The organism is Lactobacillus ultunensis DSM 16047 (assembly GCF_001436305.1).
Taxonomy (GTDB): Bacteria; Bacillota; Bacilli; order Lactobacillales; family Lactobacillaceae; genus Lactobacillus; species Lactobacillus ultunensis.
Window position 1 is genome coordinate 12801 of record NZ_AZFO01000008.1, and the last position, 16371, is coordinate 29171.

Sequence of the window (16371 nt, forward strand, 5' to 3'; positions counted from 1 at the left end):
TTAACTAATTATTCATTTTCGGTATCGTCATCGTCACCAGTTTGATCTTGCTCAGCCTCAGTTGGAACTATTGTCAAACTTGCAACTTGACTGCCATTATCAACCTTAATCAAACGAACGCCCATTGTACTACGTCCTGTTTGAGAAACATCCTTAGTCTTGAAGCGGATCATGATACCGTCAGTAGTAATTACCATAATATCTTTACTACTATTGATGACAATTACACCAGCAAGTGGACCATTCTTTTCAGTAATATTGGCAGTTTTAATACCTTTACCGCCACGGCCCTTAACTGGATATTCTGAAGCTGAGGTGCGCTTACCATAACCTTTTTCAGAAATAACCAATACTTGATCGTTGCTGCCTAAAACGCCTGAACCAACGACATAATCGTGTGGACGAAGGTTAATACCACGAACACCAGCAGCGGTTCTACCCATAGCACGAACATCATTTTCGTTGAAAGTTACAGCATAGCCTAAGTGTGTACCAATTAAGATATTTTGCTTGCCATCCGTAGTCAAAACGTTGCTCAGCTCATCTCCATCACGAAGAGTAAGAGCAATTAATCCACTGTTTCTAATATTAGAGAATTCACTGACATGCGTACGCTTAACTGTACCCATCTTGGTAACGAAGAATAAGTAATTGTCATCTGCACCTTCAGGAATATTGATAACGGTTTGAACCTTTTCACCCTTTTCCAGTTGTAACAGGTTGACTACAGGCAAACCCTTAGCCATTCTGCCGTATTCTGGAATTTCATAGGCCTTCTTTGAGTAAACCTTACCAGCATTGGTAAAGAATAAAAGCGTATCGTGTGTACTTGAATAAATTAAGTGCTCAATAAAGTCGCCTTCTTGAACACCCATGCCTTTGATACCCTTACCACCACGGTTTTGGGTCTTAAATTCTTGAATTGGCATTCTCTTGATATAACCGTTATGCGTTACAGTCAAAAGAATATTTTGCTTTTCAATCAAATCTTCGTCTTCAATTGAAACAACTTCACTAGCACCAATTTCAGTTCTACGTTTATCACCAAAACGTTTTTGAATATCAAGCAATTCATCATAAATAATTTGGTCAATACGTTCAGGCTTAGCCAAGATATCTTTATAATCTGCGATCTTAGCTTGCAATTCTTTGTATTCGGCTTCAACTTTGTCTCTTTCCAAGCCAGTCAGACGTACCAAACGCATGTTCAAAATAGCTTGAGATTGTTTATCATCCAGACCGAAACGACTGATTAAAGTTGCCTTGGCAATATCGCTTGAATGACTGCTACGGATAATATGCACAATTTCATCGATATTATCCAAAGCAATTCTCAAACCTTCAAGAATATGAGCTCTAGCCTCAGCTTTGGCTAATTCGAACTTCGTTCTGCGAGTAACAACATCTTCTTGGTGATCCAAGTAATATTGCAACATTTGCTTCAAAGTCAGGTAATGTGGTGCGCCATCCACAATAGCAACCATATTCATCCCGAAGTTGGCTTGCATTTGCGTTTGCTTGAATAAATTGTTCAAAACAACACTAGCACTTGCATCCCTACGAATATCAATTGTAATTCGCATACCTGTCTGGTCAGATTCATCACGTACACCAGTGATACCATCAATAATCTTTTCACGAGCTAAATCAGCAATCTTCTTAACCAACTCCGCCTTATTGACCATAAATGGAATTTCATTGACAATAATGCGTTCACGGCCACTTTTTTCAGTTTCAATATTGGTCTTGGCACGAACAACAATATTGCCTTTGCCACTCTCATAGGCACGGTAAATACCACCGCGCCCCATAATGATCCCGCCTGTTGGGAAATCAGGACCTGGGATAACCTTCATCAAATCCTTGGTAGTAGCATCAGGATTTTTCATAAGCATGTGCAAACCACTAATTACTTCACTCAAGTTATGTGGAGGAATATTAGTAGTCATACCAACAGCAATACCATTTGCACCGTTTACCAACAGATTAGGAATTCTAGCTGGTAAAACTACTGGTTCATTTTCGGTATCATCGTAGTTTCTTTGCCAATCGATAGTGTTCTTGTTGATATCCCGCAACATTTCCACAGCAATTTTACTCATTCTTGCTTCGGTATAACGCATTGCGGCTGGTTCATCCCCATCAACAGAACCAAAGTTACCGTGTCCATCAACCAACATATAACGATATGAGAAATCTTGTGCCATATGCGCCATAGCTAAATAAATTGAGGAGTCACCGTGTGGGTGAAACTTACCCATAACTTCCCCTACGATTCTGGCACTCTTTTTATATGGCTTATCAGGCGTAACACCTAATTCGCTCATTCCATAAAGAATACGACGCTGTACGGGTTTTAAACCATCACGTACATCAGGCAAAGCACGTGCAACAATAACTGACATAGCATAGTCCAAGAAAGAACTACGCATCATGCTTGTCAGATCGACGTTTCTAATTCTATGATCTTGAGTTTGATTCTCGTCCATCTAAAGCCTCCTACGCATCCAAGTTTTCCACATACTTAGCGTTCTTTTGAATAAAGTCACGTCTTGGTGCAACTTCATTACCCATGAGTAATTCAAAGACCGCATCAGCATCTTTGGCATATTCAGGACTTACACGATCCAGTCGTCTATTTTCGGGATTCATAGTAGTATCCCACAACTGTTCTGGGTCCATTTCACCTAACCCCTTGTAACGTTGGACAATAGGTTTTGGACTAGGTTGCAAACTGCCAAGATAATCATGTAATTCTTCATCAGTATCAAGATACTTAACTACCTTGCCCTGACGTACTTGATACAGAGGTGGACGAGCAATGTAAACATAACCCTTTTCAATCATTGGACGCATGTAGTTATAAAACAGCGTCAATAACAAGGTTCTAATGTGAGCACCATCAACATCGGCATCAGTCATGATGATTAGTTTATGGTAACGTGCTTTTGATACGTCAAAGTCTGCACCAAAACCTGTGCCTAAAGCTGTGAATAATGATCTAATTTCTTGGTTAGCCAAGATTCGATCCATTGAAGCTTTTTCCACATTCAGAATTTTCCCTCTGATTGGCAAAATAGCTTGTGTCAAACGTGAACGACCTTGCTTAGCAGAACCACCAGCTGAGTTACCTTCGACGATAAACAATTCAGAAATATTAGGATCATTACTAGTATTATCGGCTAATTTGCCTGGCAAGTTAGCAATTTCCAAACCAGACTTTTTACGGGTAACTTCACGGGCACGTTTTGCTGCTGTTCTAGCACGTTCTGCTAATTGACCTTTTTCAACAATCTTGCGTCCAACTGATGGATTTTCCATCAAGAAACGACTGAAGGTTTCAGAGAAGGCTTTATCCACAGCAGTTCTCGCATCGGAGTTACCTAATTTTGTCTTAGTCTGACCCTCAAATTGCGGACTAGGGTGTTTAACTGAAACAACAGCGGTCATTCCTTCACGAATGTCTTCACCAGAAAGATTATCATCCTTATCCTTTAAAATTTTTGCCTTATGTGCATAATCGTTAACCACACGTGTCAAAGCCGTCTTAAACCCAGCTTCGTGCATCCCACCTTCATAGGTGTGGATATTGTTGGCAAAAGTCATCAGAGTAGTCTTATAACCATTGGTGTATTGCAAAGCAACTTCAACATCAATACCGTTATAAGTACTCTCTACGTAAATTGGCTCATCAAACAATACTTCTTGACCCTTGTTCAAAAAGGCAACGTATTCTTTGATACCACCTTCATACTTATAAACATCGGTTTCAGCACTATCTTTACGCTTATCAGTAAAAGTCAGCTTCAACCCTTTATTTAAGAAAGCTAATTCACGAATTCTATTCTTTAAGATCTTGTCATCAAAAGTTGTAGTCTCGGTGAAAATATCTGGATCTGGATAAAAGTGCACAATTGTCCCATGCTCATCGAGTGGAACTGTTCCAATTTGCTTCATTTCATCTTTTACACGACCGTGATCAAAATCAATGAAGTATTTCTTGCCATCACGCATAACAGTTACGTCAAGTTTAGTGGATAAAGCATTCACAACTGATGCACCAACACCGTGCAAACCACCTGAAACCTTGTATCCTCCACCGCCGAACTTACCTCCAGCGTGCAATACGGTAAAGACAGTTTCTAGAGCTGGACGACCAGTTTTTTCTTGAATATCCACTGGAATTCCACGTCCATCATCTTGAACAGTGACACTGCCATCTTCATTAACAGTAACTTCAATCTTGGTGGCAAAACCAGCAAGTCGTTCATCGATACTGTTGTCAATAATTTCCCACACCAAGTGGTGTAGACCTTGAGAACTAGTTGAGCCAATATACATACCAGGACGCTTACGTACGGCTTCTAGTCCTCCTAGGACCTGAATTTGACTGGCATTATACTTGTCGGCCTCTTTTTCATACTTTTTGACCTTATCAAGATTTTCTTTTGAATTATCAGCCATTTAATTCTCCTTCTCCAAACTAATTTTGCCTGATTGAATGTGGTATACACGCGGCTTTTTTATTATTTCCCAAGAAATTCCTTCCAGATCTGTCGTTGTAATAAAGGTCTGGGTTTTCCCATGAATATAATTTAAAAGCGCACTTTGACGACCATGATCCAATTCACTCATAACATCGTCTAAAAGCAAAAGCGGATATTCATCAGTCAATTGATGAACTAATTGAATTTCCGCTAGCTTCACACTAAGAGCAATCGAGCGCTGCTGCCCTTGTGAGGCATATAAATGAGCATTTTTACCATCAAGTTTAAACTCAATATCATCACGATGCGGACCCGATGTAGTTGTTCCCTTACGAATCTCTGTATCCTTGTTGCGTTCAAAACTAGCAAGAATCTTATGATAAATATCTTCAGTGCTATCATCAGCTTTAATATCTGAAACGGAGGGATGATAAGCAATTGCTAACTGTTCACTGCCTAAACTAATATGGGCATAGGCATCGCTGGCATAATGACTCAAATACCGCAAGAATTTAAAACGGCGAGAAATAACTTCTGCCGCAATTCCAGCCAGCTGATCTGAAAGAACATCTAAAAAAACTTTGTCTTTAGCTTTTCCCTTCGATAGTTGCTTCAAATAATTATTCTTTTGAATCAAAACCTGGCGATACTTGCTTGCAAAATACAAATATTCTGGATTTATCTGTCCAAATTCCTGATCCATAAACCTTCTGCGCAAAGCAGGTGCGCCTTTTATTAATTCCAAATCTTCTGGAGAAAATAAAATAGCATTCAACTGGCCTACATATTTAGACAGTTTGGATTGCTCAACTCGGTTTATCCACACTTTTTTACCCTTTTTGGTAATTAAAACACGCAGGGTTAAATCTACTTGGCTTTTTTGCACATGTCCCAATAAATTTGTGTATTCACCACCAAAGCCAATTAATTCCTTATCACTATTGGTTCGATGTGAACGTGTCAATGCTAGAAAATAAATTGCTTCCAGCAAATTCGTTTTGCCTTGTGCATTTTTGCCAATAAAAATATTGACGTTCGGATCAAACTTTACGTCAAGCTTTTTTAGATTACGGAAATTTTGAACAGTAAAACGATCAAGATACATTAATCTTCCTACCGAAATTCATATTCTTGACCATTAACTTGTAAATGATCACCAACATGCAATTTTTTACCTCGTCGATCTTCAAGTTCTCCATTTAAAGTTACAGGATTGTCTTGAAGATAAAATTTTGCTTGTCCACCTGACGAAATAATGCTCTCTTCCTTCAGAAATTGTCCCAAAGTAATGTATTCGCCCTCGATTGTGAAATCCTTGATAATACTCACCTTCAATACTCTTTTTACCTATATAATTATATTAGTTTTCAGAGCAAATAACAAACTTAAAACGCGCTCAAACGCTATTTCAGCGTTTTTTTTAAAATTAAACTAATCATACTAAGACAAGTTAAAAATAAAAGAACACCGATTTTTTGGCATTTATCACCAAATCTACAAAAAAACCACCCAAAAATGGGTGGTTTTTAAGAAGCTAAATTTAGTGTACTTGATTAATAAGTTCTAACTGGAGTAATCAATTGCACAAATTCAACATTGTCTTTATCAGGATTAATAATGAATGGACGAAGTGGTTTAGTAAAGTCCATGATTACAGAATCAGTAACTGAAGCTCGAAGTGCATCGCGCATGTAGTCAGGGTTGAATGAAATTTCCAAATTATTTCCTTCTAGATTTCTAAAGCTTACATCTTCCTCAACATTACCAATTTCAGCTGACTTACCTGACAATTTAGCAGTTTGTTTTTCCACATCTAAAGTCAAAGTTACGACATTATTGCGACCTGCATGTGTTAACAAACTTGCACGCTCGAGCGCACTTGATAATTCGGGAATATCAAATTCAATACTGGTTGTTTTTTCAGTTGGAATCAAACGATCAGTATCTGGATAGTTGCCGTCAAGTAAACGTGAGTAAAATGAAAGATTGCCAATAATGAACAAAGCTTGATTGTCGCCGGGACAAACTTTTACTTCTGGATCAGTTTCACCGATAATTCTAGCTAATTCTTGTAAACTTTTACCAGGAATAATTAAATCTGTTTCTGCTTGAGGTCCGTTTTCTAAAGCAATTGTTCTTTGTGATAAACGGTGTGAATCAGTTGCAACTGCTTTAATACTATCTGGTTTAAAGAAGAAACGTACACCAGTTAAAATCGCACGAGTTTGATCATTAGAAGTGGCAAATTGTGTTTCATTAATGATTTCACGGAAAGTTTTACCAGAAATTGTGAATGATGTAGCATCAGGTATTTCTGGTAGACGTGGATAATTATTCGCATCTAAGCCATTAATTGTAAATTCACTATTTTCAGATACGATTTGTGTTTGAAAACTTTCTTTGACTTCGAAAGAGAAATCTTTGCCTGGTAATTTTTTAACAATTTCACTAAAGAAACGAGCAGGTAACACAATAGAACCTGTTGATTCTACATTCAAGTCTTCATTTACTGGTATTTTGATTTCAATGGAAATATCAGTATCACTACCTGTTAAGGTTAATTCATCTTCAGTTAAATCTAACTTGATGCCACTAAGAATTGGAATAGTAGCTCTTGATGAAATGGCCCGCATTACATTGTTCAAGTTCTCTATAAACAGGTTACGGTTGATTGTAAATTTCATTTTCATCCTCCTGAGATTGCTGAATTTTATTATTTATATTAATTATATATTTAATTAGTAGTAGTAGGGCCTGTGATTTTTGTTGAAAACTCATAAGAAGCCCTAAAATAACGGAATTGTAACGGTTAAAAAAGATGTGTAAAAACTATAAAGTTATCCACAGTGGATAACTTTAACTAATGTTCTAGCATCTGTTTCAAATCAAAAACTGCAGTTTTAATATCAGCATCAGTTTTCATTTGCTTGTCAATTTTATCATATGCATGCATTACAGTTGTGTGATCTTTCCCACCAAATTCCTGTCCAATTTTAGGCAAACTAGCATCTGTCAATTCACGTGAAAGATACATTGCAATTTGCCGTGGTACTACAATCTGCCGTACTCGCTTTTTACCTTTTAATTCAGCAGTTGAAGTTTGGAAGTAATTTGCGACTACTTCTTGAATTTTGGATATTTGTAGTCCACGATTTTTTTGGACAAGTTTAAGATCGACTAAGGCTTCTCGAGCCAAGTTAACATTGATATCCGCTTTCTCAATTGTGGCATAAGCTTGCACTTTAACCAAAGCTCCTTCAAGTTCTCTAATATTAGTGTCTACTTGGGAAGCAATGTAATCGAGTGTATCATCATCAATTGTTAAGCCCTCTGCTTCTGCTTTTCTGCGTAGAATTGCAATTCGTGTTTCAAGATCAGGTGGAGTAATTTCAACTTGCAACCCCCAAGTGAATCGAGAAACCAATCTCTCTGATAAATCGGGTATTTCAGTTGGAAGTCGGTCACTGGTCATTACAATTTGCTTTTGATCATTATAAAGTGTTTCAAAAGTATGGAAGAATTCTTCTTGAATTCCTTCTTTTTTAGTGAAGAATTGAATATCATCAACTAATAGCAGGTCACAAGTTCTGTATTTTTCGCGGAATTGGTCCTGCGTTTTATTTTTTATAGAGTTAATAAAATCGTTGACGAAAGTTTCGCTCTGTATATAAACTGCTTTAGCATTAGGTCTTTCGACTAACATTTGATGACCGATAGCTTGCATCAAGTGTGTTTTTCCCAGGCCGACTCCACCAAAGATAAATAAAGGATTGTAAAAACTTCCGGGACTATCAGCAACTGCTAAAGCAGCACCCGCAGCCAGTTTATTTCCTTCACCTTGAACAAAATTATCGAAAGTATATTTTTCGTTTAATTTCAGATCTTTAGTGAATTCTTTTTGCTCCCTTTTCTCTTGTCGAATTCGTATATCATGTTGTGGCTCTGGGGTAACTATTCTTTCTGGACTGTCATCAGTTTCACTTATCTGAAATACAGGTAGGATTTCAATGCCCGCGTATCCATACGCTGATTGAATTAATTGTGAAGAAAGATTTTTTTCCCAATAACCTTTTGCAACAGGATTTTGAACAAGAATTTTTAATTCATGCGTTTTTTTATTGTAAGAAATAGGCTTAGTGTTTTTAAACCATGCATTATAGGCAACTTCATTAAAACGAGCACGCATTTCATCGTTAAATTGCTGCCAAAATTTTTCAATGTCGAACAATGTGTATTCCTCCATTGGTAAAAAGCAATTTTATTTTAGCATGTCATAGATAAGTTTTCCACAGGGCAAAAAGAAATAAACAGTATTAACAAGCTGTGGATATTTTGTAATGCAATATGCACATTTTGACATGACAAAGGCAAAGCTGTTAGTTTATGCACAGCTGCTATGTGGATTACAGATGCTATTCTATCAGTAATTGATTGAAAATTCCATATGCGTTATCCACATGGTGTGAATTAAGTTTTTAACACCGTGTGAGTTGTGGAAAACAATGAGAATTAATCTGTGAATTTATTTTTATAACCAAGCAAAAAATATTTTATCCACATTCATTTTTTCGCTTTTTGAAAAAAGTAGACGAAAGTATGCACAGCCTTTTTTTAATAAAGACTTGGTTTTTATTGTTATTCGTGCTATCCTTAATAAGAAATTGTGCAGTTGGCACAAAAAATATGGAGGTGCAGTTTATAATGACAACTAAGAGAACTTACCAACCTAAGAAGCGTCACCGTTCACGTGTTCACGGTTTTATGAAGCGCATGAGCACATCAAATGGCCGTAAGGTTTTAGCAAGACGCCGTGCAAAAGGTAGAAAAGTCTTATCTGCTTAAACCACTGAATCCCAGTGGTTTTTTTAGTCTACTAGAGTGGAATGAAACGTTTTGAGAAAGTCTTATCGAGTAAAATCTGAAAAAGATTTCCAGCAAGTTTTCGAATCTGGCGACTCAGTCGCTAACCGTGCTTTTGTTATCTATGTAGTAGAGAAAGCAGAAAACAAGCACTTTCGTGTAGGTATTTCTGTTGGCAAGAAGGTTGGTCATACGGCTGTCGCACGCAATCGACTCAAGCGTTATATTCGGGCCGTAATTGATGAAGAAAAATTGCAGATTAATCCGCATGTTGATTTTTTGATCATTACGCGACCTTATGCTCGCAATTTTGATATGGTCAAAGTACGCAAAAACTTGCTGCATGCATTAGCTTTGGCTCATATTATTGAAGAAATGCCAGATGAAGTTGAGGAAAAATAGATTGAAAGACATTCTGACTAAGAGAAATGTCAAACGTCTTCTTGTTGTCCTGGCTGTAGTTACATTGGCTGTTGTATTAACAGGATGTTCGACTCAGGGCGCAAACGGTCATGTGGCACCAATATCACATACAAGTGGTAATTGGTGGGATCGTTGGATCGTTTATTACATGTCAGCTTTCATTTTGTGGTTAGCAAATCTAATGAACAATAGTTATGGGTGGGCTATTATTGTCTTTACCATCATTGTTCGTGTTATCTTGTTGCCTTTGAATGCTATTTCGATTCGAAGCACAACCAAGATGCAAAGCATTCAACCACAAATTAATGAGTTGCGTAAGAAGTATCCAGGACGTGACACTGAATCAAGGACATTATTACAACGAGAAACTAACAAGCTTTATAAAGAAGCAGGGGTTAATCCATATACGGGTTGTTTACCTGTGTTAGTTCAGTTACCTGTTATGTATGCTTTGTATGGTGCGATTTTACGTACCCCACAATTGCAGACTGGGCGCTTTTTATGGATGGACTTAAGCAAGCCTGATCCATACTTTATAATGCCGATTTTGGCAATGGCGTTTACTTTCTTGTCAACACCTGCGTCATCTCAAAATGGAATGACCAAGATAATGACATATGGAATGTCTATTATGGTTGGTGTTATGGCTTTACAATTCCAATCAGCCATCACGCTTTATTGGGTTATTTCCAACATGTTCCAGGCTGTTCAGACCTTTATCTTGCAAAATCCTATCAAGTATAAGAAAGAGCAAGAAGCTAAGGCTGAAGCTGAACGTGAACGTAAGCGTAAACTAAGAAGAACTTACAAGCGTTTAGGACGCAAAAACAAATAAAAGAATATCAATCTAAAATGATTTTTAGATAAAGTAGTCAAAGTGCTTTATCCATCATGTTTATTCGTGGTGGTATAATGCACTTTTTTTATTGAGAAAAGGAAAAAATTATGGCTCAAACTTTAACAGAATTTGATACGATTGCCGCAATTTCAACTCCAATTGGTGAGGGTGGAATCTCCATTGTGCGAATGTCTGGAGAAGATGCGGTTAAAATTGCAAATAAGGTTTTTAAAGGTGCAGATTTAAGCAAAGTGCCAACACACACTATCCATTATGGTCATATTATTGATCCTCATACGGGTAAAACTATTGATGAATCAATGGTTACTGTATTACGTGCACCTAAGACTTTTACTCGCGAAGATATTGTCGAAATCAATTGCCATGGTGGGATTGTTGTTACTAATCATATCTTGCAGCTATTATTGAGCAATGGTGCTAGAATGGCAGAGCCTGGTGAATTTACTAAGCGTGCTTTTGTAAATGGACGAATTGATTTAACACAAGCAGAAAGCGTGATGGATATTGTTCGTGCTAAAACTGATAAGGCACGTCAAGTTGCGGTACATCAGCTTGCTGGTGGCTTGCTTCATAAAATTCGTGCATTGCGACAAGAGATTTTGGATACTCTAGCTAATGTTGAGGTTAATATTGATTATCCAGAATATGATGCAGATCAGGTAACTGCAAAACAAATGTCTGATACAGCTACTGACGTGATTAAAAAAATAGATCGTCTCCTTAAAACCGCGCAAGAAGGTAAAATTTTACGTAATGGTTTGGCAACAGCTATTGTTGGTCGTCCTAATGTTGGTAAATCGTCTCTGCTTAATTATTTAACTCAAAGTGATAAAGCGATTGTTACCGATGTAGCTGGGACAACGCGTGATACGCTTGAAGAATATGTGTCTGTAAAAGGCGTACCTCTGGAGCTAATTGATACTGCTGGGATTCACCACACAGAAGATAAAGTTGAGAAAATAGGAGTTGAACGATCCAAAAAAGCCCTTGAACGTGCAGATTTAGTTTTGTTGTTGATTGATGCGAGTCAAGATTTAACAGCTGAAGATAAAGCATTGATTGAAGAAACTAAGTCAAAGAAGCGGATTATTATTTTGAATAAATCTGATTTAGGACAAAAAATAACAGTTGATCAGATGAAAAAACTAACTGGTAGCGATGTTATTTCAACTTCAATCCTTCAAGAAAAGAATCTGGATGATTTGGAAGAAATGATTAACAAATTATTCTTTGCTGGGATTGAAAATTCTAATGATCAAATTATGGTTACAAATCAACGCCAAGCTTCGCTTTTAACTAAAGCCAAGAAAGAGTTGCAAGATGTAGTTCAGGCTGTAGATAATGGTATTCCTGTTGACATCGCACAGATTGACTTTACTGGTGCTTGGGATACACTAGGTGAAATTACTGGTGAAAGCGCACCTGATGAGTTAATTACGCAATTATTCAGTCAATTCTGTTTAGGAAAGTAGGAGGAAGAATGATTAAGACATATGATTCAAATGAATATGATGTAATCGTTGTAGGGGCAGGACATGCAGGCTGTGAAGCCGCTCTAGCCAGTGCTCATATGGGCCAAAAAACATTGCTGGTAACGATTGGATTGGATATGGTAGCCTTTATGCCATGTAACCCATCCGTTGGTGGTCCAGCTAAAGGTACAGTAGTCCGTGAGATTGATGCATTAGGTGGTCAAATGGGTAAAAATATTGATGCTACCTATATTCAGATGCGGATGCTTAATACTGGTAAAGGTCCGGCTGTACGTGCTCTTCGTGCACAAGCTGATAAGTGGCAATATCATGAGCATATGAAAGATACCATCGAAAATACTCCTAATTTAACTTTACGTCAGGCAATCGTGGATGAATTGGTAGTTGAAGATGGTGTCTGCAAGGGCGTAATTACCAACACTGGTGCCAAGTATCATGCCAAAAGCGTCGTTTTAACTACAGGAACCGCTGCTCGAGGCAAAATTATCATTGGTGAGCTTACTTATTCTTCAGGTCCTAACAATACGACCCCATCAATTAAGCTGTCAGAGAATTTAGAAAAGCTTGGCTTTAAGTTGCGTCGCTTTAAGACTGGTACTCCTCCACGTGTTAACGGTAATACAATTGATTATTCCAAGACTGAAGAAGAGCCTGGGGATAAGACTCCGCGGCATTTTTCATTTGAAAGTAGAGATGCAGATTATTTAAAGCATCAAATCTCTTGTTGGATGACTTACACCAATCCAGTTACTCATGAGATTATTAGAAACAACCTTGATCGTGCTCCTATGTTTACTGGGGTAATTAAGGGCGTAGGTCCACGTTATTGTCCTTCAATTGAGGATAAAGTTGTACGTTTTGCAGATAAGAATCGCCACCAGATTTTCCTTGAACCAGAAGGGAAGACTACCAAGGAAGTCTATGTTGGGGACTTCTCAACTTCCATGCCTGAAGAAGTGCAATTGAAGATGGTTCACTCTGTTGCAGGGCTAGAACATGCAGAATTAATGCGTCCTGGCTACGCCATTGAATATGACGTTATTGAGCCTTGGCAATTGAAACATACGCTAGAAACTAAAAAGCTTAAGCACTTGTTTACGGCTGGTCAAATGAATGGAACTTCCGGTTATGAGGAAGCAGCGGGTCAAGGATTAATCGCTGGGATTAATGCCGCACTTAGTGCACAAAACAAGCCAGGCTTTACATTAGGGCGTAACGATGCTTATATCGGTGTCTTGATTGATGATTTAGTAACAAAGGGTACTAATGAGCCATATCGTTTGCTTACTAGCCGTGCTGAATATCGTTTGATTTTACGTACTGATAATGCTGACTTGCGCTTAACTGAATATGGTCATCAACTTGGATTAATTTCCGATGAACGTTACAAGAGATTTGAAGAAAAGAAACAAGCTATTAGGGATGCAAAAGAGAGGTTGCATGGGATTACAGTCCATTTGACTGATGAAGTACAAGAATTTTTGAAGAGTATTGGTCAAGAACCAATGAAAGCAGGCGTTAAGGCTGACGTCTTCCTGCGTCGTCCAAATGTAACGATCGATGACATTGAACGTCTTACTGGGGAAAAGATCAAGGGCGATCGTTACGTTAAAGAACAAGTAGAAATTGGTATTAAATATGCCGGCTATATCAAGAAAGAAGAAACCCGAATTGCTCGTTTGAAGCGACAAGAGGCTAAAAAGATTCCAGCAGATATTGATTACGAGATGATTGAAGGTTTAGCTACTGAGGCTCGCCAAAAGTTTGAAAAAATTCGTCCTGAAACTTTAGCTCAGGCAGAACGTATTTCAGGTGTTAACCCAGCTGACTTGGCAATTTTGAGTGTTTATATTCAAAATGGGCGTTACTCTAAGATTAAAAAGTAATCTAGACTAAATATAGAAGACATTATTCAGTTTTAACGAATAATGTCTTTTTTGTTTAGATATAAGATAACCAAAATATATAAGTGCGTATTAAGAACCTCAATAATTAAAAAATTTTTCTTAAATTTTAGCTATAAGTAAATATAAATATATATAAAATAAACTTATTTTAGTATAATAATGTTCATGAAATCACAATAGAAAACGCTCTCAATTAGTGATCTATAAGTTCTTATTAATTAGACTTTGTGAAATGGTTATTTTTACAAAAGCGTTTTCATTTGCATAATAACGGTACTTTTGGCGTTTTGCAAATGTGAAAAAATGTGCTTTAATACATTATGAAAGAAACGAAATTAAGGAGATGCACTTATATGACTAAAATTAATGGTTCTGATGCGATGCTTAAAGTTATTTATGATTGGGGAATTGATCATATTTATGGTTTCCCAGGTGGATCTTTTGATTCCAGCATGAATGCTATTTATGACTTTAGAGACAAGATGAAGTTTATCGAAGTTCGTCACGAGGAAGCTGGCGCACTTGCTGCTTCATCTGAATATAAAGTTACTGGTAAGTTGGGTGTATGTTTTGGCTCAGCTGGTCCTGGTGCCGCTCACTTATTTAACGGCTTATATGATGCTAAATACGATAAGACACCAATGGTAGCAATCGTGGCTAACGTTCCAACTAGCAAGCAAGACATTGATTTCTTCCAAGCATTTGACGAAGATAAATGGTTCTTAGATGCTAGTGTATGGTGTGCTTCAGCTAAGACTCCGGAACTTATTCCAGTATTGACTGATGAAGCTATTCGTCAAGCTTATGCCAGAAAAGGTCCTGCAGTTTTGATCATTCCTAAGGACTATGGTTGGCAAAAGATTGAAGATAATTTCCGTGTAAATAAGAATGCTCGTCCAGAAGCAAACTACCCAGCACCAACTAAGGCCTCAGTAGATAAAGCCGTTAAGCTTTTGAAAGAAGCTAAAAACCCAACCATGTACATTGGTTTAGGTGCTAAAGATGCTGGCGAAGAAGTGAAGGAATTTGCTGAAAAATTTAAGACTCCTATTATGTCATCATACTTAGGCAAGGGCATTGTGGAAGACAAATTCCCAGCTTACATGGGTACAATTGGCCGTATTGGACCAAAAGCTGCTCAAGAAGTTCAAACTGCAACCGACTTAGTCGTTTGGGTTGGTAATAACTCACCATTCTCAGTATTATGGTTCCCTAAGAACGCTAAAGTAATTCAAATCGATGTTGATCCAGCTAAGTTTGGTAAACGTCACTCAACTGATGTTTCAATGTTGGCTGACAGTAAAAAGGCACTTCGTGCAATTATTGATGCTGGTGAAGAGAGAAGCGAGTCACCATTGTACAAGGCCGCTATTGCGGACCGTGAAAACTGGGATGCATGGGAAGACAGCTTTAAGAACTCTGATGAAATGCCAGTTCGTCAAGAACCAATTTGGGACGTTATTAACAAGAAGGCTGATGATAACGCAGTCTTTGCAATTGATGTTGGTAACGTTAATGTTGATTCCTGCCGTTTATTAAACTTGCATGATGATCAAAAGTGGACTACATCAGGCTTGCACGCAACTATGGGTTATGGTGCTCCTGCCGCATTAATGGCTGCAACAGTTTACCCAGACCGTGAAGTTTGGAATTTGGCAGGTGATGGTGGCTTCGCCATGATGAACCAAGAACTTTTGACAATGGCACGCTACAACATGCACGTCTTAAATGTTGTCTTCACCAACGAAACTTTAGGTTACATTGAAGCTGAACAAGTTGATGAATCTAACCAACCATTATCAGGTGTAAAGCTTCCAGATAATGATTGGGCTAAAGTTGCTGAAGGTATGAATGTTAAAGGCGTAACAGTTCGTACCAAGAAAGAATTCGAAGAAGCTGTTGACGAATTCAAGAAGATGGACGGCCCAATGTTAATCGATGTTAAGTACACGCACAATATGCCTTACTCAACTGAGTTGAACTCACTTGACGATCCAGCATTCGTTAAGAAGTATGAAGCTGAAGACTTGAAGCCATTTAGCTACTTTGCTGAAAAGTATGGCTTAGAAGCCGATGCTGCAACAGGTGCATCTCAACATGAAGAATCAGAACCAGAAGAAGAACCTGCTCCTGATACAATTTCAGGTGCTTCACAACATTAATATGGTTGAGTAACTAATAAAGAGACGAGAAATAATCTCGTCTCTTTATTTTTGTCTAAAATATTTCCTAGGAAATTTTCAAAAGCCCTGTGAAACATTTTTAAGCAATAATAAATTAGTTATTAAATTTAAAACTTTTCGTTTCGCTTTTTTACGTGCTTAAACGTATAATAATATTTG

General features: G+C 37.7%; 12 protein-coding genes. 6 read left to right on the forward strand and 6 right to left on the reverse strand.

Features of this window, described 5'->3' with window-relative positions; all coding sequences use genetic code 11:
• Window positions 1–8 precede the first annotated feature (8 nt).
• The 6 genes from gyrA to dnaA all read right to left on the reverse strand — a co-directional run bounded on the left by gyrA (window position 9) and on the right by dnaA (window position 8715).
• Window positions 9–2489, reverse strand: coding sequence for a DNA gyrase subunit A (gene gyrA, locus FC57_RS03760; RefSeq protein ID WP_007125852.1), 2481 nt, complete (start codon window positions 2487–2489; stop codon window positions 9–11).
• Between the two features lie 10 nt (window positions 2490–2499).
• A complete protein-coding gene (gyrB, locus tag FC57_RS03765; RefSeq protein WP_007125853.1) occupies window positions 2500–4464 on the reverse strand; it encodes a DNA topoisomerase (ATP-hydrolyzing) subunit B in 1965 nt (654 codons plus the stop codon).
• Window positions 4465–5592: a DNA replication/repair protein RecF gene (gene recF, locus FC57_RS03770; RefSeq protein ID WP_007125854.1), complete on the reverse strand. Its 1128-nt coding sequence runs from the start codon at window positions 5590–5592 to the stop codon at window positions 4465–4467.
• An 8-nt stretch (window positions 5593–5600) separates the two neighbouring features.
• The gene (yaaA, locus tag FC57_RS03775; protein ID WP_007125855.1) at window positions 5601–5816 is read right to left on the reverse strand and encodes a S4 domain-containing protein YaaA; all 216 of its coding nucleotides are present in this window, start codon (window positions 5814–5816) and stop codon (window positions 5601–5603) included.
• Window positions 5817–6040: 224 nt separating this feature from the next.
• Entirely contained in the window at window positions 6041–7171 is a 1131-nt protein-coding gene (gene dnaN / locus FC57_RS03780) for a DNA polymerase III subunit beta (RefSeq protein ID WP_040529485.1), read from the reverse strand.
• 176 nt (window positions 7172–7347) lie between these two features.
• On the reverse strand, window positions 7348–8715 hold the full coding sequence (dnaA, locus tag FC57_RS03785) for a chromosomal replication initiator protein DnaA (protein ID WP_040529486.1): 1368 nt from the start codon (window positions 8713–8715) through the stop codon (window positions 7348–7350).
• Window positions 8716–9188: 473 nt separating this feature from the next.
• On the opposite strand from dnaA, the gene rpmH reads away from it, so the two are divergent.
• The 6 genes from rpmH (at window position 9189) to spxB (ending at window position 16191) form a co-directional block, all read left to right on the forward strand.
• Window positions 9189–9329 (forward strand): 50S ribosomal protein L34, encoded by a 141-nt coding sequence (gene rpmH, locus FC57_RS03790; protein WP_003549412.1) that lies wholly within the window; start codon window positions 9189–9191, stop codon window positions 9327–9329.
• A gap of 51 nt (window positions 9330–9380) precedes the next feature.
• Entirely contained in the window at window positions 9381–9749 is a 369-nt protein-coding gene (gene rnpA / locus FC57_RS03795; RefSeq protein ID WP_007125858.1) for a ribonuclease P protein component, read from the forward strand.
• A 1-nt stretch (window position 9750) separates the two neighbouring features.
• Entirely contained in the window at window positions 9751–10605 is an 855-nt protein-coding gene (locus FC57_RS03800; protein WP_148449511.1) for a YidC/Oxa1 family membrane protein insertase, read from the forward strand.
• A gap of 110 nt (window positions 10606–10715) precedes the next feature.
• A complete protein-coding gene (gene mnmE, locus FC57_RS03805; RefSeq protein ID WP_007125860.1) occupies window positions 10716–12101 on the forward strand; it encodes a tRNA uridine-5-carboxymethylaminomethyl(34) synthesis GTPase MnmE in 1386 nt (461 codons plus the stop codon).
• Window positions 12102–12109: 8 nt separating this feature from the next.
• Window positions 12110–14008, forward strand: a complete 1899-nt coding sequence (gene mnmG, locus FC57_RS03810; protein ID WP_007125861.1) for a tRNA uridine-5-carboxymethylaminomethyl(34) synthesis enzyme MnmG — start codon at window positions 12110–12112, stop codon at window positions 14006–14008.
• Window positions 14009–14382: 374 nt separating this feature from the next.
• Complete coding sequence (gene spxB, locus FC57_RS03815) at window positions 14383–16191, forward strand: pyruvate oxidase (protein ID WP_007125862.1); 1809 nt, start codon at window positions 14383–14385, stop codon at window positions 16189–16191.
• Window positions 16192–16371: the final 180 nt, after the last annotated feature.